At 61.9% G+C, this 20,166-nt stretch carries 14 protein-coding genes; 5 read left to right on the top strand and 9 right to left on the bottom strand.

What is annotated here, in order from left to right:
- Positions 1-13: 13 nt before the first annotated feature.
- The 6 genes from L8I05_RS02455 to L8I05_RS02430 form a co-directional block, all read right to left on the bottom strand.
- Positions 14-2,476: an EAL domain-containing protein gene (locus L8I05_RS02455; RefSeq protein WP_242167069.1), complete on the bottom strand. Its 2,463-nt coding sequence runs from the start codon at positions 2,474-2,476 to the stop codon at positions 14-16.
- 71 nt (positions 2,477-2,547) lie between these two features.
- Positions 2,548-4,365, bottom strand: a complete 1,818-nt coding sequence (locus L8I05_RS02450) for an ABC transporter ATP-binding protein (protein WP_242167068.1) — start codon at positions 4,363-4,365, stop codon at positions 2,548-2,550.
- Positions 4,358-4,960, bottom strand: coding sequence for a DsbA family protein (locus L8I05_RS02445; protein WP_242167467.1), 603 nt, complete (start codon positions 4,958-4,960; stop codon positions 4,358-4,360). The genes L8I05_RS02450 and L8I05_RS02445 overlap by 8 nt, the downstream gene beginning before the upstream one ends.
- A gap of 36 nt (positions 4,961-4,996) precedes the next feature.
- Positions 4,997-5,938 carry a rhodanese-related sulfurtransferase gene (locus L8I05_RS02440; RefSeq protein ID WP_159958447.1) on the bottom strand — a complete coding sequence of 314 codons (942 nt, stop codon included), beginning with the start codon at positions 5,936-5,938 and terminating at the stop codon, positions 4,997-4,999.
- Positions 5,939-6,056: 118 nt separating this feature from the next.
- The gene (locus L8I05_RS02435) at positions 6,057-6,353 is read right to left on the bottom strand and encodes a BolA family protein (RefSeq protein ID WP_197627317.1); all 297 of its coding nucleotides are present in this window, start codon (positions 6,351-6,353) and stop codon (positions 6,057-6,059) included.
- Between the two features lie 6 nt (positions 6,354-6,359).
- Positions 6,360-6,878, bottom strand: a complete 519-nt coding sequence (locus tag L8I05_RS02430; RefSeq protein ID WP_003236690.1) for a DUF2059 domain-containing protein — start codon at positions 6,876-6,878, stop codon at positions 6,360-6,362.
- Positions 6,879-7,071: 193 nt separating this feature from the next.
- Here L8I05_RS02430 and L8I05_RS02425 point away from each other — a divergent pair, with 193 nt between their 5' ends.
- Positions 7,072-8,460 carry a class II fumarate hydratase gene (locus L8I05_RS02425; RefSeq protein WP_242167067.1) on the top strand — a complete coding sequence of 463 codons (1,389 nt, stop codon included), beginning with the start codon at positions 7,072-7,074 and terminating at the stop codon, positions 8,458-8,460.
- Positions 8,461-8,993: 533 nt separating this feature from the next.
- Here L8I05_RS02425 and L8I05_RS02420 read toward each other — a convergent pair.
- The 3 genes from L8I05_RS02420 to pap form a co-directional block, all read right to left on the bottom strand.
- Positions 8,994-9,950 (bottom strand): DMT family transporter, encoded by a 957-nt coding sequence (locus L8I05_RS02420; RefSeq protein ID WP_159958453.1) that lies wholly within the window; start codon positions 9,948-9,950, stop codon positions 8,994-8,996.
- Between the two features lie 207 nt (positions 9,951-10,157).
- Positions 10,158-11,342, bottom strand: a complete 1,185-nt coding sequence (locus tag L8I05_RS02415) for a thiolase family protein (RefSeq protein WP_242167066.1) — start codon at positions 11,340-11,342, stop codon at positions 10,158-10,160.
- Positions 11,343-11,495: 153 nt separating this feature from the next.
- Positions 11,496-13,010, bottom strand: coding sequence for a polyphosphate:AMP phosphotransferase (gene pap / locus L8I05_RS02410; RefSeq protein WP_242167065.1), 1,515 nt, complete (start codon positions 13,008-13,010; stop codon positions 11,496-11,498).
- 141 nt (positions 13,011-13,151) lie between these two features.
- Between pap and mnmC the strand changes: the two genes are divergently transcribed.
- The 4 genes from mnmC (at position 13,152) to L8I05_RS02390 (ending at position 20,129) form a co-directional block, all read left to right on the top strand.
- Positions 13,152-15,143, top strand: a complete 1,992-nt coding sequence (gene mnmC, locus L8I05_RS02405; protein WP_242167064.1) for a bifunctional tRNA (5-methylaminomethyl-2-thiouridine)(34)-methyltransferase MnmD/FAD-dependent 5-carboxymethylaminomethyl-2-thiouridine(34) oxidoreductase MnmC — start codon at positions 13,152-13,154, stop codon at positions 15,141-15,143.
- Between the two features lie 143 nt (positions 15,144-15,286).
- Entirely contained in the window at positions 15,287-17,059 is a 1,773-nt protein-coding gene (locus tag L8I05_RS02400) for an N-acetylglutaminylglutamine amidotransferase (RefSeq protein WP_242167063.1), read from the top strand.
- Between the two features lie 3 nt (positions 17,060-17,062).
- The gene (gene ngg / locus L8I05_RS02395; RefSeq protein WP_159958463.1) at positions 17,063-18,808 is read left to right on the top strand and encodes an N-acetylglutaminylglutamine synthetase; all 1,746 of its coding nucleotides are present in this window, start codon (positions 17,063-17,065) and stop codon (positions 18,806-18,808) included.
- A 136-nt stretch (positions 18,809-18,944) separates the two neighbouring features.
- On the top strand, positions 18,945-20,129 hold the full coding sequence (locus L8I05_RS02390; protein WP_197627311.1) for an osmoprotectant NAGGN system M42 family peptidase: 1,185 nt from the start codon (positions 18,945-18,947) through the stop codon (positions 20,127-20,129).
- Positions 20,130-20,166 lie beyond the last annotated feature (37 nt).

Here is a 20,166-nt window from a genome sequence, read left to right as displayed (position 1 = left end):
ACCAGCAGTTGTTTCAGCGGAATGTGCCGGGCGCCTTGAATAACAGAGGCTGCGGCCGCACAGGTCGACACTGCAAGCTATCAAAGGTAAACAATTGCGGGCGTTCAATCAGGTAGCCCTGAGCGTAATCCACACCGATCTCAAGTAAAGCCTGTTCGATCTGTGGCGTTTCAACAAACTCTGCAATTGTGCGCTTACCCATGACGTGGCCGATGTGATTGATCACTTCGACCATGGCGCAGTTAATCGGGTCGTCCAGCATATCCTTTACGAAACTTCCATCGATCTTCAGGAAGTCTACAGGTAAATGTTTGAGATAGGCGAATGAGGACATTCCGGCACAAAAGTCATCAAGTGAGAAATGACAACCTAACGCTTTGAGTTCATTAATAAAACGAATGGCGCTACCCAAATTCGCAATAGCACTGGTTTCAGTTATTTCAAAACATATCATTGCCGGTGGAATGTTATAAGCCGCGAATTGCTCACGTAAAAAACCGAGAAAATCGTCATCACCAATGGTTATACCTGACAGATTAATCGCACACATCGCCATTGGCCGGCCTGGCCGCTCGCGTAAACAGTTGGCGATAATCTTGAACACGTTCTCGACCACCCAGCGGTCCAGCGACGTCATCAGGCCGTAGCGCTCGGCCGCCGGGATAAAACTGTCCGGCAGAATGATCCGACCGGCTTCATCGTGCAGGCGCAGCAGAATTTCGATATGCCCATTGCCGCCATCGGTGTGCCCCAAAGGCGAAATTTCCTGCGCATACAGGCAAAACCTATTCTCCTCCAAGGCCATGTGCAGGCGCTGCACCCAGGCCATTTCACCGAAGCGCAGAGACAACTCCGAGTCATCGGCGTGGTAGACCTGCACGCGGTTGCGGCCCTTTTCCTTGGCCATGTAACACGCCATGTCGGCGGCGCGCAGCGATGTCTCCAAGGTGGTCGGCGTCTGTGAGATATGCACCAGGCCAATACTGACGGTGGTCATGAACGGCCGACCTTTCCACACGAAATGCAGGTTTTGCACAGTATGGCGCAGGCTCTCGGCGATTTTTTCCGCGACCGGTGCCGGGCAGTTCTCCAGCAAGATGCCAAATTCGTCGCCGCCCAGGCGCGCCAGGGTGTCACCTTCGCGCAGGTCCGATTGCAGCAACGCGCAGATATGCCGCAGTAACTCATCCCCCGCGGCATGCCCACAGGTGTCGTTGACCAGCTTGAACTGGTCCAGATCGAGGAACATCAAGGCATGTCGCGGGTTTTTCTGGCGCGCCACCTGTTGCAGCACCTGTTCCAGGCGGAACTCGAATTCGCGACGGTTGGCCAGGCCCGTCAAGGCATCGTGGGTCGCCTGCCACGACAGGTTGGCAATGTATTGGCGCTCCCGGGTCATATCGTGCAGCACCAGCACCGCGCCACTGACCTTGCCGGCACTGCGGATCGGCGCGCCCACCAGCGTCACCGACACCGTGCTGCCGTCCACCCGCTGGATCAGCTTGGAATGCTCGCTGCCGCCACTGAATTCGCCCTTGATAATGTGCTCGACCAGCGTAAATCCGTCGGGCTCGGCATTTTCATCGAGCAGGCTGAATAACGCCGCCAGGGGCAACCCTTGGGCCTGGGCCGTCGTCCAGTGGGTCAGCGCCTCGGCCGCTGGGTTCATGTAGGCGATGGCGCCGTCGACGTCGGTGGTGATCACGCCGTCGCCAATCGATTCCAGGGTAATCTGCGCTCGCTCTTTCTCCGCCTGCAGCGCGTTGGCGAACGCGTGGCGCTGGGCCAGCAATTTGTGCGTGCGCAGCAACGCCAGGGCAATCAGGCCCAGGGCGGTGGTCAGGTTGGTGATCAACAGCAGCCGCAGGATGACTCGCGAGCCTTCGCCCAAGGCATCGCTGAACGCCTTGGCGGCCGGCGTGACGCCATCGTTGATAGCGGTGATGCGTGCCTTCCAGTTCCTTACATCGCTGCCGCTGACCTGATTACTGCTGATCGCCCGGTGCATCGCCTGGGCCAGGTCATCCAATTGCACCAGGTAACTATCGCCCACGGTCCACAACTCAATGGCTTTTTCCAGGTAGCTGAAATGGCGAAAGTTGAGGTACAGCCAGATCAGGCTGGAAACGTCGTCCGGGTGGTTACCGCCCTTGAGGATCCCCTGGCGCGCCGCAGGCAGGTCGGGTGCGGGGCGGTCCAGTGCAATACGCAACTCATGCCCGCCTTGGGGCACGGCGATGGCTTGCTGGTACTTGAGGTAGGTAGCGGGGTCGCGATTATCAGCGTAAAGCGTCAGGTAGTAGATGGCATCTTTCTGGCCCTTGGACCACAGGCTCTCGCCCGCCACATACCCGCGCACCGCTGAAAGCACGTAGAGACTGACGCAGCCTAACAATGCCTGGAACAGCACAACGGCGATAAAGGGCCAGACAATGCCCAGCAGCCGAGGCGTTCCGAGAGTACGCTTTTGCTTCATGAAGTCCCTTGCACATGCACAGCTGAATACGCACGCGAAAATCCGCTCCCGATAGCACAGCCTAGGCTAATTCAGCGCACTTGTTGCAAATGCCCATAGAGTTTGGCGTACAACCCGCCGTCCGCGATCAATTGCTGATGGTCGCCATCCTCGGCGATATGCCCGCCATCGAACACCAACACGCGGTCCGCCTGTTTCACCGCCGACAGCCGGTGCGCGATGATCAGTGTAGTACGCCCACTGAGAAACCGTGCCAGCGCCTGGTGCAGGTTGTACTCGGTCGCCGCATCGAGTGCCGAGGTGGCCTCATCCAGAATCACCACTTTCGGCTCAGCCAGCACCATCCGGGCGATGGCCAGGCGTTGGCGCTGGCCGCCGGAAAAACGCACGCCGGAGCGTCCGACCACACTGTCAAGGCCCAACGGCAATGCCATGACGGTGGCGTCCAACTGGGCGATTTCCAGCGCCTGCCAGCATGCCTGGTCCGAACGCGTGCGGCCCATGGTCAGGTTGGCGCGCACGGTGTCGTTGAACAACGCCGGGTGTTGCAGCACCACGGCAACGTTCTCACGGATGGTCGCAAGGCCGATTTCCTGTTGGGTCGCGTCGCCGAAACGAATGCTGCCGGCCTGCGGTGTGTAGAGCCCGAGCAACAGTTGCACCAGGGTACTTTTGCCGCCGCCGCTGGCGCCGACAATCGCCACCTTCTCACCCGGCGCAATGGCCAGGTTCAACTGGTTGAGCACCAGTTCTTCGCCGTAGCCAAAATCCAGCCCGCGCACCTCGATACCCACGGTCTCACGCCCGGTGAACGGGTCTGCGCCACCGGCGTATTGGGGTTCGTCGGCACGCGCCAGCAGCTCGTTGATCCGCGTCAGCGCGCCGCCTGCCGCGTAGAACGCATATTGCAGGTTCAGCAGTTGCTCCACCGGCCCGATCATGAACCACAGGTAGCTGAACACCGCGAGCATCTGCCCGATGGACAGGTCCGAAAACAGCACCGTGAGCATCGCCGCCGCGCGGAAAATGTCGATTCCGAACTGAAACAACAAGCCACTGGCGCGGCTGGAGGCGTCGGTTTTCCATTGTGAGTGGATCGCGTAGTCGCGCACTTCCTGGGCACGCTGGCCCAGGCGCCCGAGGAAAAAGCCCTGGCGGTTGCCGGCACGCACTTCCTGGATGGCGTCGAGGGTTTCGGTCAACGCCTGGGTGAAGCGCGACGTGCTGTCGTTCTCCAGCTTCTTAAGGTGTTTGACGCGCTTGCCCAACTGCACGGTGGCGTAGATCACCAACGGGTTGAACAGCAGGATCAACAACGCCAGCTGCCAGTGCATCCACACCAGAATCGCCGAGGTGCCGACCAGGGTCAGCATGGCCACCAGGAAACGGCTGAGGGTTTCGCCGACAAACTTGTCCAGCGTGTCCAAATCCGTGACCAGGTGCGTGGTGACGGTGCCACTGCCCAGGCTTTCGTATTCGCCAAGGGAAATGCGCTTGAGCCGTTCGATCAGCCGCACCCGAATGCGGTACACAATGTCCTTGGCCAGCCGCGCAAACAACCGCGCCTGCACCACGTTGAACACCAGCGCACCGCAACGCAGGCACAGCGTCACCAGCAACATCAGGCCGATATAACCGGCAGCCTTCTGCCAGCCCAGGGGCAATGCGTTGTTCATCACCTTGAGCGCTGCGTCGCCACGGCCCAGCAGCACTTCGTCTACCAGCAAGGGCAACAGCAATGGGATGGGCACACTGCACAGAGTCGCCAGCACGGCGACGCCATTGGCGATCCACAGGGATTTCTTGTGCCGCAGGGCCAGGCGGCGAATTTCTGCCCAGGTCAGTCGGTCGGTGCGTTGAGGTTGGTCTTGCCCAGGCGTGTCATGCACAGGTGGCTCGCTCCAGCCATCGGGCGAGCAAAGGCGACAGCTCGGACAGCGGCTGGTAGCCGTTGGTCAGTAGCGCCAGCTGGCCATTACGCTCGGCCAACAGGGTGGGGAAACCGGCGATACCCAAATCCTGCACCCAAGTGAAATCGGCGGCTGTGGCGGCATGCTGCTCGGCACGGTCGAACGCACCGGCGAACTCGATGCGCGGGATGCCGGCCTGCTCGGCCAGTTCGACCAACACGCTGGCGAGGGTCACGTCGCGGCCCTCGACATAAAACGCGCGCTGGATCAGCCCCAACAGCTTCCAGGCGCAATCCGGTGCCAGGCTGCGCGCGGTGACGATGGCCCGACACGCAGGCTCGGTGTCATAGACAAAGCCGTCGGGCAACGCGCCGTCACGCTTGAACCGCTGGCCGGTGGCCTCGGTGACCGCCTGCCAGTGCTCAAGGATATAGCGCCGAGTGGTCGGCTCCAGCGCCGCACCACTGCCGGTACGCAGACCGCCCACTACCAGGTGCAGCTCCACGCCTGCGGCCTGGGCCTGCTCAACCAACGCCTCGGCCACCGGGGCAAAGCCCCAGCACCAGGAACACATCGGGTCCATCACATAGAGCAGGCGCGCGGGCATGGGTCAGGCCTCGGAAGGGGTTTGCTTATAGTTAAAGCCAATCGGGTGCGGCATGTTGCGGGCCTTGGCCAGCTCGATCTGCTTCTGCCGGTCAATCGCGCTGCGGCGGGTCTTCTCCGGCAGCTTATCCCAGCAATGCGGGCAACTGATGCCGGCCACATAATGCTCGGACGCACGGTCTTCGACGCTGACGGGTGTACGGCACGCATGGCATTGATCGTAGTCGCCTTCGCTCAAGTCGTGGCGCACGGTCACGCGGTTGTCGAACACAAAACAGTCGCCTTGCCATTTGGTCTCTTCCTGGGGCACCTCTTCGAGGTACTTCAGGATGCCGCCCTTGAGGTGATAAACCTCGTCAAAGCCTTCGCTGAGCATGTAGCTCGAGGCCTTTTCGCAACGAATGCCGCCGGTGCAGAACATGGCGACTTTCTTGTGCTTGGCCGGGTCGAAGTTGGCTTTAATGTAGTCGGGAAATTCGCGAAAACTGGTGGTTTTCGGGTCGATTGCGCCTTCAAAGGTGCCGATCGACACTTCGTAGTCGTTGCGCGTGTCGATCAACAGCACTTCCGGGTCGCTGATCAGCGCGTTCCAGTCTTGCGGGTCGACGTAGGTGCCGACTTGTTTGTTCGGGTCGACGCCTTCAACGCCCAGGGTCACGATCTCTTTTTTGAGTTTGACCTTGGTGCGGTAGAACGGCTGGTCGTCGCAGTACGACTCTTTGTGGTCGATGTCGTCCATGCGTGGGTCGTTTTTCAGCCAGGCCATCAGGCCGTCAATGCCTTCGCGGCTGCCGGAAACGGTGCCGTTGATGCCTTCTTCGGCGATCAGCAAGGTGCCTTTGATGCCGTTGTCGACCATCGCCTGCAGCAGTGGCTCGCGCAGGGCGACGTAGTCTTCGAGGGTGACGAACTTATACAGTGCCGCCACGACGATCGGTTGAGTCATGGGTGTTCTCTCCAGGTGGCTACCCTCGTAAGGGGTGAACCGGATGCAAAAAAAACGCGCCGGCTAAGCGGCGCGTTGCGGATTCTAACAAATGCCGGGTGTCAGAGACACCTGATCATTAATCATGCCCGCCGGCGCAGGTCGGCGAGGCCGGGGCTGCGTCGATTTTCGCCCATTCTTCAGGCGTGTAGGTATGCAGCGCCAACGCATGAAACTCGCTCATCAGGTCACCCAGGGTGGCGTAGACCGTCTGGTGGCGCTTGACGCGGTTAAGCCCCTCGAACTGCTGGCTGACCAGCACGGCCTTGAAGTGGGTCTGCAACCCACGGCTGTGCATATGGCTTTCATCCAGCACGTTCAAGTGTTGCGGGCTCAAGGCGGTGAGCGCCGTTTCGATACGCTGTTGCATGGTCATTCCTGCTTACTTCTTCTTGGCCGGTGCAGCGGCTTTAGGTGTCAGCTCGTTGGTCATGTCTTCCAACAGCTTGTTCACCACCGGCACGGCGCTTTCCAGCTTGGCTTGGGTCATCTGGGCCGATTGTTGAGTCAATTGCGGCATTTTTTCCAGGACTTTCTTGCCCAGTGGCGACTGGTAGAACGCAACCAGGTCCTTGAGCTCGGATTCGCTGAAGTTAGTGGTGTAGAGCTTGACCATGTCCGGTTTCAGCTTCGGCCAGCCGATAGCCTGGTCCAGAGCGGCGTTAGCCTTGGCCTGGTAGCTGTCCAGCACGGACTGCTTGGCGGCAGGCGCCTTGGTCTGTTCGAAACGCTGGGCAAACATTTGCTGCACTTGCATGTACACCGGGGTACCCAGCTTGTCAGCGTGGGCCAGGGTGAGGAAGGCTTCGGCACTGGCGTTATGGCTGGCGGTATCGGCAAACACTTGGCCGCTGGCGCAAACCAGAGCAACCGCGGTACAGATGGCACGAAGACGAGTCATCGAGTTTCCTTTCTAGCAGGCGAGGTATTACCCCCAAGGGCGGCTATTCTGCGCCTAAAAAACGAAATGTCTCAACCCCACCCCTTATTGGGCCGGGTTTTGCGGGACTTGGGGCGGGTGAAAAGTCTTTTATGGAACCCCACTGGCCCATCACGGCCTAAACTGCGCAAACGAACCTGAAGGAGTGTGCCCGATGAGCCGTATCGAAACCGACAGCCTGGGAGAAGTCCAAGTCCCGGATGACGCTTACTGGGGCGCGCAGACCCAACGTTCGCTGGTGAACTTCGCCATCGGCGAGCAACGCATGCCCCTGGCGGTGCTGCATGCCCTGGCGCTGATCAAGAAAGCGGCGGCGCGGGTCAACGACCGCAATGGCGATTTGCCTGCCGATATCGCCCGGCTGATCGAACAGGCTGCAGATGAGGTGCTCGACGGCCAGCATGACGACCAGTTCCCGCTAGTGGTCTGGCAGACCGGCAGCGGCACCCAGAGCAACATGAACGCCAATGAAGTGATCGCCGGCCGCGCCAACGAGCTGTCGGGCAAGACCCGTGGCGGCAAGAGCCCGGTTCACCCTAACGATCATGTGAACCGCTCGCAGAGTTCCAACGACTGCTTCCCCACAGCGATGAGCATCGCGACGGTGCAAGCAGTGAACAAACAACTGCTGCCGGCAATCACCAACCTTTCGGGCGGCCTGGCGGAACTGTCGGCACGGCACATGAAACTGGTCAAGACCGGCCGCACCCACATGATGGACGCCACGCCAATCACCTTCGGCCAGGAACTCTCGGCCTTTATCGCCCAGCTCGATTACGCCGAACGCGCGATCCGCAGTGCCCTGCCTACGGTGTGCGAACTGGCCCAGGGCGGCACCGCCGTCGGCACCGGGCTCAATTCGCCTCATGGTTTTGGCGAGGCGATTGCCGCCGAGCTGGCCGCGTTGTCAGGGCTGCCATTTGTCACCGCACCGAACAAATTCGCCGCCCTCTCCGGCCACGAGCCGCTGGTAACCTTGCACGGCGCGCTGAAAACCCTGGCCGTGGCCTTGATGAAAATCGCCAACGACCTGCGCCTGCTGGGCTCCGGCCCACGCGCCGGGCTGGCCGAGGTCAAGTTGCCGGCCAACGAACCGGGCAGCTCGATCATGCCCGGCAAGGTCAACCCCACCCAATGCGAAGCGCTGTCAATGCTGGCCTGCCAGGTACTCGGCAATGACGTGACCATCGGCATTGCCGCCAGCCAAGGGCATTTGCAGCTGAACGTGTACAAACCGGTGATCATCCACAACCTGCTGGAATCGATCCGCCTGCTGGCCGACGGTTGCAACAACTTCCAGGAACACTGCATCGCCGGCCTTGAACCCGACGCCGAGCAAATGGCCGAACACCTGGAGCGCGGGCTGATGCTGGTGACCGCCCTCAACCCACACATCGGCTACGACAAATCGGCGCAGATCGCCAAAAAAGCCTACGCCGAAGGCCTGACGCTGCGCGAAGCCGCGCTGGCGCTAGGCTTCCTTACCGATGCAGAGTTTGACCAATGGGTACGCCCGGAAAACATGCTCGAAGCCGGGCATTAAGCTCAGGTTTTGATCTGCTGTTGATGTGCTTTTGATCTTGATCTTGATCTCAGGCGCCCCATCAACCACGCTGGCCGCACGCAGGCTTGAATCCGTGGATAACCCGGCAGGACGCCGGGTTAGCCGCGCTGGGCCAAGGATGGCCCATCGCGGCGGCCCACGGATTCAAGCCGGAGTGCGGGCATGCCGAGCCTAGGCGAGGCACCGAGTGGTGGGGCGAAGACTTTTTGGTTACTTTTGTGTCTTTACAAAAGTGACCCGCTGTAAGAGCGGAACCCTAAGTAGCCGTTACCGAAGAAATGGATATGTACTCCGACTAGACATCCCAGCCAACCGGGAGGCCGCCTTCGCGAGCAAGTCGAATCGTCGCACCGCCGCTCCCACAGTTGGAATGTGCTGTGTCAGCAAGATAATGGGCGGCTCGGAGGCCGCCATCGCAGGCAAGCCAGCTCCCACAGTTGAACCGGGTTCCCACAGTTGAACCGGTTTACAACAATAAAGCTTCGGCACCGGATCGGTCGCCAAGCCAGATATCAAGACGCCAGGCGCACCCGCCGAGCCCTGAGCCCAGCCAACAACGACGGCGCCAGCGCCACAGTCGCCGACCCCAGCACCACCACCAGCGCCCCCACATAGCCCAACGCATTGATCTCTTCGGCCTGCACAAAATCCGGCCATAACCACGCCGCCAACGCCACCGCCACAAACGTCACCAACGGCGTCAACGCCAACGTCGCACTCACCCGCGAAGCCTCCCAATGCGCCAGCGCCTCGGCAAACGCACCGTAAGCCACCAGCGTATTCATGCAGCACGCCAGCAACAGCCAGCCTTGCAGCGGGCTCAGCTGCAGCGCCTCCAGCGGATGCGCCCACGGTGTCAGCAGCGCGGCGCAAGACAGGTAGATCACCATCATCACCTGCAGCGAATTCCACACCGTCAGCAACTGCTTCTGGCCCAAGGCGTAAAACACCCAAATGGTGGTGGCCAGCAGGATCGTCAGCACCCCGGCAGTGTAGGTGCCCAGGGACGTGAGCATTTCCACCAGTCGCTGGTTGAAGAACAGCCCAAAGCCAATAATCAGCACTACCAGCCCCACGCCCTGCCCCAGGCTGAAACGCTCCTTGAACACAAACACGCTGGCGACCATCAGGAATATCGGCCCCATCTGCACCACCAACTGTGCCGTACCGGGGCTGAGCATTTTCAGGCCCACCAGGTACAGCACGTAGTTGCCCACCAGCCCGCACACCGCCATGGCCACCAGCCAGCCACCCTTGGGGCCGAGCACTTTGCGGCTGGGCAAGCGACGAGTGAGCGCCAGGTAGATAAACAAGCAGCTACCGGCCACGACCAGGCGAAACCAGGTGACCGTCACCGGGTCCATCACCTGCAGCACTTGCTTGAGTTTGATCGGCAGAATGCCCCACAGGAACGCGGTCAGCAGGGTCAAGCCAAAGCCATAGACCCAGCGGCCGGAAGAGATGTGCATGAGTGCCCCGAATGCCTGAGGAAGTGGAGGCAGCATTCTAGGGGGACCAAGGGGTGCCTTGGCGAGCGATATTTTCCAGAACAGCACAAATCAAAGGTGGGAGCTGGCTTGCCTGCGAAAGCGGTGGGTCAGACAAAAAATCTCGACAGATACACCGCCATCGCAGGCAAGCCAGCTCCCACATTGACCCTATTCCTTCAATGAGATTTAGCGCACCGCTTCGAAGAGCCCGGTGGCACCCATGCCGCCGCCCACGCACATGGTGACGATGCCATAGCGCAGATTGCGCCGTTGCAACTCGCGCACCAAATGCCCGACTTGCCGCGAACCGGTCATGCCGAATGGGTGCCCAATCGAGATCGAGCCGCCATTGACGTTGTATTTGGCGTTATCAATTTCCAGGCGGTTACGCGCATACAGGCATTGCGAGGCGAAGGCTTCGTTGAGTTCCCACAGGTCGATGTCCGCCACCTGCAAGCCCTTGGCCTTGAGCAACTTGGGCACCGAAAACACCGGGCCGATGCCCATTTCGTCCGGCTCGCAACCGGCCACGGTAAAGCCACGGAAAAACGCCTTGGGCTTGAGGCCCAGCGCCAGGGCTTTTTCCAGGCTCATCACCAAAGTCATCGAAGCGCCGTCGGACAGCTGCGAGGAGTTGCCGGCCGTCACCGAGCCGTCCTCGGCGAAGACCGGCTTCAACCCCTGCAAGCTGGCGAGCGTGGTGTCAGGGCGGTTGCAGTCGTCGCGATCGACCACGCCGTCCAGCACTTGTACCGCGCCGGTGTTCTTGTCCTCGATTTTGTACTTGACCGTCATCGGCACAATTTCATCGTCGAACAAGCCATCGGCCTGAGCCTGGGCAGTGCGCTGCTGGCTTTGCAGGGCATACAGGTCCTGTTCTTCGCGACTGACGTTGTAGCGGCGCGCAACAATCTCGGCGGTCTGGCCCATGGGGAAGTAGATGCCCGGCACCTGCTCTTTGAGCAGCGGGTTGATCAGGTTGTCGGTGTTGACGCTTTTCATGGTCAGGCTGATCGACTCAACCCCACCGGCGATGATGATGTCGCTGCAGCCCGAGGCAATCTGGTTGGCCGCGATGGCAATCGCCTGCAAGCCCGAAGAGCAGAAGCGGTTGAGGGTCATGCCGGCCGTGCCGGTGCCCAGCTGTGAAAGCACCGCCACGTTGCGGCCGATGTTGTAGCCCTGGGCGCCTTCGTTGGAGCCGGCGCCGACGATGCAGTCCTCGACCGTCGCCGGGTCGATGCCATTGCGGGTCAGCAGCGCATTCACGCAATGGGCGGCCATGTCATCCGGACGGGTCTGGTTGAACTTGCCGCGAAAGGATTTGGCCAGGCCGGTTCGCACGCTGTCGACGATCACTACTTCACGCATGGGCTACCTCGATCTTGTCATTGTTGGAAGATGAATCGAGGATAGATCCAGCCCTGGCCAACCGCGACGATCATTCACCCGGCATATACAAAAACATGGTGAGCGGCAGGCTTGTTGTGGCAAGCCTGCCAACTACAGGAAGCTCAGCCAAGGCTATTTCTTTTTCTTCTTGTCATGCTTGTCGGTTTTTTCGAACGCCTCTTCCAGCGCGCGATTGATGGTGCGCAGCACCTTGACCCGCGCCCAGCGTTTGTCATTGGCTTCCACCAAGGTCCACGGCGCGATTTCGGTGCTGGTGCGGTCGACCATATCGCCCACGGCGGCCCGGTAGTCGTCCCACTTGTCGCGGTTGCGCCAGTCGTCTTCGGTGATCTTGAAGCGCTTGAACGGGATTTCCTCGCGGGCCTGGAAGCGTTCCAGCTGGGTCTGCTTGTCGATGGCGAGCCAGAACTTGACCACGATTACACCCGCGTCGCGCAACTGCTCTTCAAAGTCATTGATCTCGCCGTAGGCGCGCATCCAATCCGCCGGGGTGCAGAAGCCCTCGACGCGTTCCACCAGCACGCGGCCGTACCACGAGCGGTCAAACACGGTAAACATGCCGCGCGCCGGAATCTTCTGCCAGAACCGCCACAGGTACGGCTGGGCGCGCTCGTCTTCGCTTGGCGCGGCAATCGGCACGATATGGTATTGGCGCGGGTCCAGCGCCGCCGCGACACGCCGAATCGCCCCGCCCTTGCCCGCCGCGTCATTGCCTTCGAACACCGTCACCAACGCGTGCTTGCGCATGCGTTTGTCGCGCATCAGTCCAGAAAAACGCGCCTGCTCGGTGATCAGCTGTTCTTCGTAATCGTCCTTGTCCAGGCGCAAGGTCATGTCGAGGCTGTCGAGCAGGCTCTTGTGATCAACCGAGGCCAGCAACGGCGCCGGGTTCATGCCGCTGGCCTTGCCCTTGGTCAGCTTCAAGGCGTTTTGCAGGCTTTCGAGCAGGATCTTGCCCACAGTAAGGCTGCGGTAATGCGCGTCGACGCCTTCAATCACGTGCCACGGCGCATAGTCGCGGCTGGTGCGACGCAGGATGCGCTCACCAAAATGCACAAACTTGTCGTAGGTCTCGGACTGTTGCCAGTCCAGCGGGCTGATGCGCCAGCTGTGCAACGGGTCGTCGGCCAGAGCCTTGAGCCGCGCCTTCATCTGTTTCTTGGACAGGTGGAACCAGAACTTGAAGATCAGCGCGCCTTCGTCGCAGAGCATCTTTTCCAGGCGCTCGGCACCGGCGATGGCCTGGTCCAGGCGTGCGTCCTTGATCTCGCCGTGCACCCGGCCTTGCAGCATCTGGCTGTACCAGTTGCCGAAAAAAATGCCCATGCGGCCTTTGGCCGGCAGTTGCCGCCAGTAGCGCCAGGCCGGTGGGCGCGCCAGTTCTTCGTCGGTCTGTTGGTCAAAGGTGCGCACCTCGATCAGGCGCGGGTCCATCCATTCATTCAGCAGCTTGACGGTTTCGCCCTTGCCCGCGCCTTCGACGCCGTTGATCAGGATGATCACCGGGAAGCGCTTCTGCTGCTGCAACTCGTACTGCACTTCCAGCAACGCTTCGCGCAGGGCCGGTACTTCGGCGTCGTAGGTGTCTTTGTCGATGGCGTGACCGATTTCGGCGGATTCGAACATGGGCAGCTCCGTTTGAAGATGGATCAAGACTAGCGGATTGGGCAACAACACGCGGGAGGAAATTCCACCCGCGCTTGCCGTGGGTCAATTCATCCTCGATTGATCAGCTAGAATGGCGGCCTTGTCTTTTTCGAGCCGCCCATGAACCCCATCACCCACGCCCAGCTCGACTGGGATGAGCAAGGTCGCCCGCACTCGCGGGTGTTCGACGACGTGTATTTTTCCGACAAGTCGGGCCTTGAAGAAACCCGCTATGTGTTCCTCGAACAGAACCGTTTGCAGGAACGTTTTGCCGCCTTGCCGGCAGGTGGGCGTTTGGTGATTGGCGAGACCGGTTTCGGCACCGGCCTGAATTTTCTCTGCGCCTGGCAGCTGTTCGAGCAACACGCGGTGGCCGATGCGCGCCTGCATTTTGTCAGTGTCGAAAAGTACCCGCTGAGCCACACCGACCTGCAACGCGCCCTCGCCCTCTGGCCGGAACTGGCGCCCTTCGCCGAGCAGTTGCTGGCGCAGTACATCGCCATCCACCCAGGTTTCCAACGTCTGGTGCTGGCCAACGGCCGCGTGACCCTGACGCTGTTGATCGGCGACGCCCTGGAGCAGCTGCCGCAATTGGATGCGCAGGTCGATGCGTGGTTTCTGGACGGCTTCGCGCCAGCGAAAAACCCTGACATGTGGACCGCCGAGCTGTTTGCCGAACTGGCCCGCCTGGCCGCACCCGGCTCGACGATAAGCACCTTCACCAGCACCGGCTGGGTGCGGCGCCTGATCAACGCCGCCGGGTTCAAGATGAAGCGCACGCCGGGCATCGGCCATAAGTGGGAGATCCTGCGCGGTGAATTCCTCGGTTGGCCCGAAGACGCGCCACCCGCGGCCACCGCCAAACCGTGGTTCGCGCGCCCGCCAGCCATCGACGGCGAGCGCCACGCCATGGTCATCGGCGGCGGCCTGGCGGGTTGCGCCACCGCCGCCAGCCTGGCCGCACGCGGTTGGCGCGTCAGCCTGCTGGAGCGCCACACCGAGCTGGCCCAGGAAGCGTCCGGCAACCCGCAGGGCGTGCTGTACCTCAAGCTGTCGGCGCATGGCACCGCGTTGTCCCAGCTGATCCTCAGCGGCTTCGGCCACACTCGGCGTTTGCTCGAACACTTACAGCGTGGCGTCGATTGGGATGGCTGCGGCGTGCTGCAATTGGCGTTCGACGCCAAAGAAACTCAGCGCCAGGCGCAACTGGCTGAGGCGTTCCCCCCAGAATTGCTGCACTTGCTGGACCGTGAACACGCGCAACAACAGGCCGGTATCGACCTGGCCCACGGCGGCCTGTTTTTCCCGGAAGGTGGCTGGGTGCATCCACCTGCGCTGTGCCACTGGCAAGCGGCGCATCCGCTGGTTGAAGTGCTCACCCATCACGATCCGCTTGAGTTGCACCGGGTCGATGACCAGTGGCAGGCCCGTGACGGTGACCGCGTGCTGGCGAGTGCCAGCGTGGTGGTGCTTGCAGGTGCGGCCGAGATCAAGCGTTTCGCCCCCAGCGCCGACTTGCCGCTCAAGCGCATTCGCGGGCAAATCACCCGGCTGGCGCAAACCGCAGCGAGTGCGAGCTTGGCCACGGTGGTCTGCGCCGAGGGCTATGTGGCCCCTGCGCGACTGGGTGAACACACCCTGGGCGCGAGTTTTGACTTCAATAATGAAGACCTCACGCCCACCGTCGCCGAACATGCGGGCAACCTCGACATGCTGCGGGAGATTTCCGCAGACCTGCTGCAACGCCTGGGCGCCGACCACCTCGCCCCCGAGCAATTGAAAGGCCGCGCGGCGTTTCGTTGTACCAGCCCTGACTACCTGCCGATCGTCGGGCCGTTGGCCGACCAAACAGCGTTTCAACAGGCTTATGCGGTGCTTGGCAAAGACGCCCGGCAAGTGCCGAATACGCCCTGCCCATGGCTGCCGGGCATGTACATTAACAGCGGCCACGGCTCACGCGGGCTGATCACCGCACCCCTGTGCGGCGAGCTGCTGGCGGCCTGGCTGAGCGACGAGCCGCTGCCGGTTCCAGCGGGTGTGGCCGAGGCCTGCCACCCGAATCGGTTTGCCCTGCGCGCCTTGGTTCGCGGTAAACCAGCCACACGCAAATAGAGGGATTCAAGGCATCGCGGCTATTTGCCTTATAACTTATCGGTCTAAAACTCCACGGATAGCACTGGGTCAGTTTCTGGGTACGCGCCCTTTGGGCGTATTGAGTATTGACCCTCCCCAACGGAAAAACCGGTAAGGAATTTATGTGCGGATTAGCTGGAGAATTACGTTTCGATGCCCAACCTGCCGACCTGGCTGCGATTGAGCGCATCACTCACCACTTGGCCCCGCGTGGCCCAGACGCCTGGGGCTTCCACGCCCAAGGGCCGATTGCCCTGGGCCACCGTCGCCTGAAAATCATGGACCTGTCGGACGGCTCGGCCCAGCCGATGATCGACGCCCAGCTCGGGCTGTCCCTGGCCTTCAACGGTGCGATCTACAACTTCCCGGAATTGCGCGAAGAGCTGGAAGCCCTGGGCTACGCCTTCTATTCCGGTGGCGACACCGAAGTGCTGCTCAAGGGCTATCACGCCTGGGGTGAAGCGCTGCTGCCAAAACTCAACGGCATGTTTGCGTTTGCCATCTGGGAACGTGACGCCCAGCGCCTGTTCATCGCCCGTGACCGTCTGGGCGTGAAGCCTTTGTACCTGTCGCGCACCGGCCAGCGCCTGCGCTTTGCCTCGGCCTTGCCGGCGCTGCTCAAGGGCGGTGATATCAACCCGATCCTCGATCCGGTGGCGCTGAACCACTACCTGAACTTCCACGCCGTGGTGCCGGCGCCGCGCACCTTGCTGGCGGGCATTGAAAAACTGCCACCGGCGAGCTGGATGCGTATCGACGCCAACGGCGACACCGAACAGAAAACCTGGTGGACCCTGCCCTACGGCCCCCATGACGATGAAAAAAACCTGACCCTCGAAGACTGGACCGACCGCGTGCTCGACAGCACCCGCGAAGCCGTGGCGATCCGCCAACGTGCCGCCGTGGATGTCGGCGTGCTGCTTTCCGGTGGCGTCGATTCGAGCATGCTCGTCGGCCTGCTGCGTGAAGTCGGCGTGCAGGACTTGTCCACCTTCTCCATCGGTTTTGAAGACGCCGGTGGCGAGCGCGGCGACGAGTTCCAGTACTCGGACCTGATCGCCAAGCACTACGGCACCCGTCACCATCAACTGCGCATCGCTGAAAGCGAAATCATCGAGCAACTGCCTGCGGCGTTCCGCGCCATGAGCGAGCCGATGGTCAGCCATGACTGCATCGCCTTCTACCTGCTGTCGCGGGAAGTGGCCAAGCATTGCAAGGTGGTACAAAGCGGCCAGGGCGCCGACGAGCTGTTCGCCGGTTACCACTGGTACCCGCAAGTCGACGGCGCCAGTGACCCGTATGCCGCCTACCGCGATGCGTTTTTCGACCGCAGCTACGACGACTACGCGGCCACCGTCGCACCGAAATGGCTGACCGCCAACGACGCTGCCGGTGACTTTGTGCGCGAACATTTCGCCATGCCAGGCGCCGATGCGGCGGTGGACAAAGCCCTGCGCCTGGACAGCACGGTGATGCTGGTGGACGACCCGGTCAAACGCGTCGACAACATGACCATGGCCTGGGGCCTGGAGGCACGCACGCCGTTCCTGGATTACCGCCTCGTCGAACTGTCGGCGCGGGTGCCAGGCAAATTCAAACTGCCGGACGGCGGCAAGCAAGTGTTGAAAGAAGCGGCGCGCCGGGTCATCCCGAGCGAAGTCATCGACCGCAAGAAAGGCTACTTCCCGGTGCCGGGCCTCAAGCATTTGCAGGGCGACACCTTGAACTGGGTGCGTGAGCTGCTGCTCGACCCGAGCCAGGATCGCGGCCTGTTCAACCCCGCCATGCTCGACCGCCTGTTGACCGACCCGCAGGGCCAACTGACCCCGCTGCGCGGCTCCAAGCTGTGGCAACTGGCGGCGCTGAACCTGTGGCTCAGCGAACAAGGAATCTGAGTGATGAAACCTCTTGCAGCGGCTTACAGCCAACGCTTGCTGAAGGGCCAGGCGCCGACCTACGAGCGCCTGCAAGCCCGCCTGGCGGAAGATGGCAGCCCACTCGGCGCCGAACCGATTGCCGTGCATTGCGGCTGGGGCCGGTTGTTGATCGGGCATACCTTCCCGGACCCCGCGAGCCTGGCCCAGGAACTGTTGAATGAGCAGCCCGGCGAGCGCGACATCGCGCTCTACGTGGCGGCGCCGCAGCAGATCCTCGGGATTGACCCGCAGCAGTTGTTCCTCGATCCCTCCGACACGCTGCGCCTGTGGTTCAGCGACTACCGCCCCGCCACGCGCGTGTTTCGCGGTTTTCGTATCCGTCGCGTGCAAACCGAAGCTGATTGGGCGGCGGTCAACGTGCTCTATCAAGGGCGAGGCATGCTGCCGGTCGACCCCGAACGCCTGACGCCGCGCCATCAAGGCGGGCCGGTGTATTGGCTGGCCGAAGATGAAGACAGCGGCGCGGTGATCGGCAGTGTGATGGGCCTTAACCATCAAAAAGCCTTTCAGGACCCGGAAAACGGTTGCAGCCTCTGGTGCCTGGCCGTTGACCCGCAGTGCACGCGCCCCGGCGTGGGTGAAGTGCTGGTGCGCCACTTGGTCGAGCACTTTATGAGCCGTGGCCTGAGCTACCTCGACCTGTCGGTGTTGCACGATAACCGCCAGGCCAAGAGCCTTTACGCCAAATTGGGCTTTCGTGCGCTCACCACCTTTGCGATCAAGCGCAAGAACGGCATCAACCAACCGCTGTTTCTCGGCCCTGGGCCGCAGGCGGGGTTCAACCCCTACGCGCGGATCATTGTCGAAGAAGCTCACCGGCGCGGCATCGATGTGCAGGTGGATGACGCCGACGCTGGCCTGTTTACCCTCAGCCATGGCGGGCGCCGCGTGCGCTGCCGTGAATCCCTCAGCGATCTGACCAGTGCCATCAGCATGACCCTGTGCCAGGACAAAAGCCTGACCCACAAGGTGCTCAAAGCTGCCGGCCTGAAACTGCCGCAACAACAGTTGGCGGGCAGCGCGGATGACAACCTGGAGTTTCTCGACGAACACCAGCGCATCGTGGTCAAGCCGCTGGACGGCGAGCAAGGCCAGGGCGTTGCGGTGGATTTGCAGACCATCGAAGACGTGCAAAAGGCCATTGAGGCGGCGCGCCAGTTCGACAGCCGTGTGTTGCTGGAAAGCTTCCACGAAGGCCTCGACCTGCGCATTCTGGTGATCGGTTTTGAAGTGGTCGCCGCCGCGATCCGGCGCCCCGCCGAGGTGACTGGTGACGGCCAGCACTCCATCGGCGCGTTAATCGAAGCCCAAAGCCGTCGCCGCCAAGCGGCCACCGACGGCGAAAGCAAGATCCCGCTGGACGCCGAAACCCAACGCACCCTGCACGCGGCCGGTTACGACTACAGCAGCATCCTGCCGCGCGGCGAAACCCTGGCCGTGCGCCGCACCGCCAACCTGCACACGGGCGGCTGCCTGGAAGACGTCACTGCAATCCTGCACCCGACACTGGTGGACGCCGCCGTGCGTGCCGCCCGCGCGCTGGACATTCCCATGGTCGGCCTGGACCTGATGGTGCCGGCCGCCGATCAACCCGAGTATGTGTTTATCGAAGCCAACGAACGGGCCGGCCTGGCCAACCATGAGCCGCAACCGACGGCGGAGAAGTTTGTGGATTTGTTGTTTCCGCATAGCCAGCCGACTGCCTGACCACTGATCGTTCCCACGCTCAGCGTGGGAATGCAGCCCGTGACGCTCAGCGTCACAAGAGCGGACGCAGAGCGTTCCTTGAGGCATTCCCACGCTGAGCGTGGGAACGATCGCCCTCACCCCATCAGGAGTTTCCATGACTCGAACCATCCCCGAACCGGACCTCAACTACCTGCAAAAAGTCCTGCTGGAAATGCTCGCCATTCCCAGCCCTACCGGGTTTACCGACACCATCGTGCGCTACGTCGCCGAGCGCCTCGAAGAGCTGGGCATTCCCTTTGAAATGACCCGGCGCGGGACGATTCGCGCCACCCTCAAGGGCCAGAAAAACAGCCCGGACCGTGCGGTGTCCGCGCACCTGGACACCATCGGCGCCGCCGTGCGTGCGATCAAGGACAACGGCCGCCTGACGCTCGCCCCCGTCGGCTGTTGGTCCAGCCGTTTTGCCGAAGGCAGCCGCGTCAGCCTGTTTACCGACAACGGCGTGATCCGTGGCAGCGTGCTGCCGTTAATGGCCTCCGGGCACGCGTTCAACACCGCCGTGGATGAAATGCCGGTGAGCTGGGACCACGTGGAATTGCGCCTCGACGCTTACTGCGCCACCCGTGCCGACTGCGATTCGCTGGGCATCAGTGTGGGCGACTACGTGGCCTTTGACCCACTGCCCGAGTTCACCGAAAGCGGGCATATCAGCGCGCGCCACCTGGACGATAAAGCCGGTGTCGCCGCGCTGCTCGCTGCGCTTAAAGCCATCGTCGACAGCGGCGAACCCTTGCTGATCGACTGCCACCCACTGTTCACCATCACCGAGGAAACCGGCAGTGGCGCCGCCGCCGCCCTGCCTTGGGATGTGAGTGAGTTTGTCGGCATCGACATCGCCCCGGTCGCGCCCGGCCAGCACTCCAGCGAGCACGCGGTAAGCGTGGCGATGCAGGATTCCGGCGGGCCGTATGACTATCACCTGTCCCGCCACTTGCTGCGCCTGGCTTCGGAAAACGACCTGCCGGTGCGTCGCGACCTGTTCCGGTATTACTTCAGCGATGCACATTCGGCGGTGACCGCCGGCCACGATATCCGCACGGCGCTGCTGGCGTTTGGTTGCGATGCGACCCATGGCTACGAGCGCACGCACATCGACAGCCTGGCGGCGTTGAGTCGCCTGCTGGGCGCGTACATCCTCAGCCCACCGGTGTTTGCCAGCGATGCACAACCGGCCCAGGGTTCGCTGGACAGGTTCAGCCATCAGATCGAGCACGAAACGCAGATGGAGAGCGACACCCGCGTGCCGTCGGTGGACAGCCTGGTCGGTCAGAAGTCCTGACCCTGGCAACACCTGATACTGGTCACGACGATCCCGG

This window comes from Pseudomonas sp. MONT-RG-20F-20-E-7-02, assembly GCF_022662395.1.
Lineage (GTDB): Bacteria > Pseudomonadota > Gammaproteobacteria > Pseudomonadales > Pseudomonadaceae > Aquipseudomonas.
Note: the sequence above shows the minus strand (reverse complement) of the source record. Positions and strands in the feature narration are given on the sequence as shown.

Bases quoted from the DNA above. Each gene is read 5' to 3' on its own strand.
- L8I05_RS02400 (WP_242167063.1), top strand. From the start codon at position 15,287: ATGTGCGGATTAGCTGGAGAATTACGTTTCGATGCCCAACCTGCCGAC.
- L8I05_RS02390 (WP_197627311.1), top strand. From the start codon at position 18,945: ATGACTCGAACCATCCCCGAACCGGACCTCAACTACCTGCAAAAAGTC.
- ngg (WP_159958463.1), top strand. From the start codon at position 17,063: ATGAAACCTCTTGCAGCGGCTTACAGCCAACGCTTGCTGAAGGGCCAG.
- L8I05_RS02430 (WP_003236690.1), bottom strand. From the start codon at position 6,878: ATGACTCGTCTTCGTGCCATCTGTACCGCGGTTGCTCTGGTTTGCGCC.
- L8I05_RS02445 (WP_242167467.1), bottom strand. From the start codon at position 4,960: ATGTGTTCCTGGTGCTGGGGCTTTGCCCCGGTGGCCGAGGCGTTGGTT.
- pap (WP_242167065.1), bottom strand. From the start codon at position 13,010: ATGTTCGAATCCGCCGAAATCGGTCACGCCATCGACAAAGACACCTAC.
- mnmC (WP_242167064.1), top strand. From the start codon at position 13,152: ATGAACCCCATCACCCACGCCCAGCTCGACTGGGATGAGCAAGGTCGC.
- L8I05_RS02425 (WP_242167067.1), top strand. From the start codon at position 7,072: ATGAGCCGTATCGAAACCGACAGCCTGGGAGAAGTCCAAGTCCCGGAT.
- L8I05_RS02415 (WP_242167066.1), bottom strand. From the start codon at position 11,342: ATGCGTGAAGTAGTGATCGTCGACAGCGTGCGAACCGGCCTGGCCAAA.
- L8I05_RS02455 (WP_242167069.1), bottom strand. From the start codon at position 2,476: ATGAAGCAAAAGCGTACTCTCGGAACGCCTCGGCTGCTGGGCATTGTC.
- L8I05_RS02440 (WP_159958447.1), bottom strand. From the start codon at position 5,938: ATGACTCAACCGATCGTCGTGGCGGCACTGTATAAGTTCGTCACCCTC.
- L8I05_RS02435 (WP_197627317.1), bottom strand. From the start codon at position 6,353: ATGACCATGCAACAGCGTATCGAAACGGCGCTCACCGCCTTGAGCCCG.
- L8I05_RS02420 (WP_159958453.1), bottom strand. From the start codon at position 9,950: ATGCACATCTCTTCCGGCCGCTGGGTCTATGGCTTTGGCTTGACCCTG.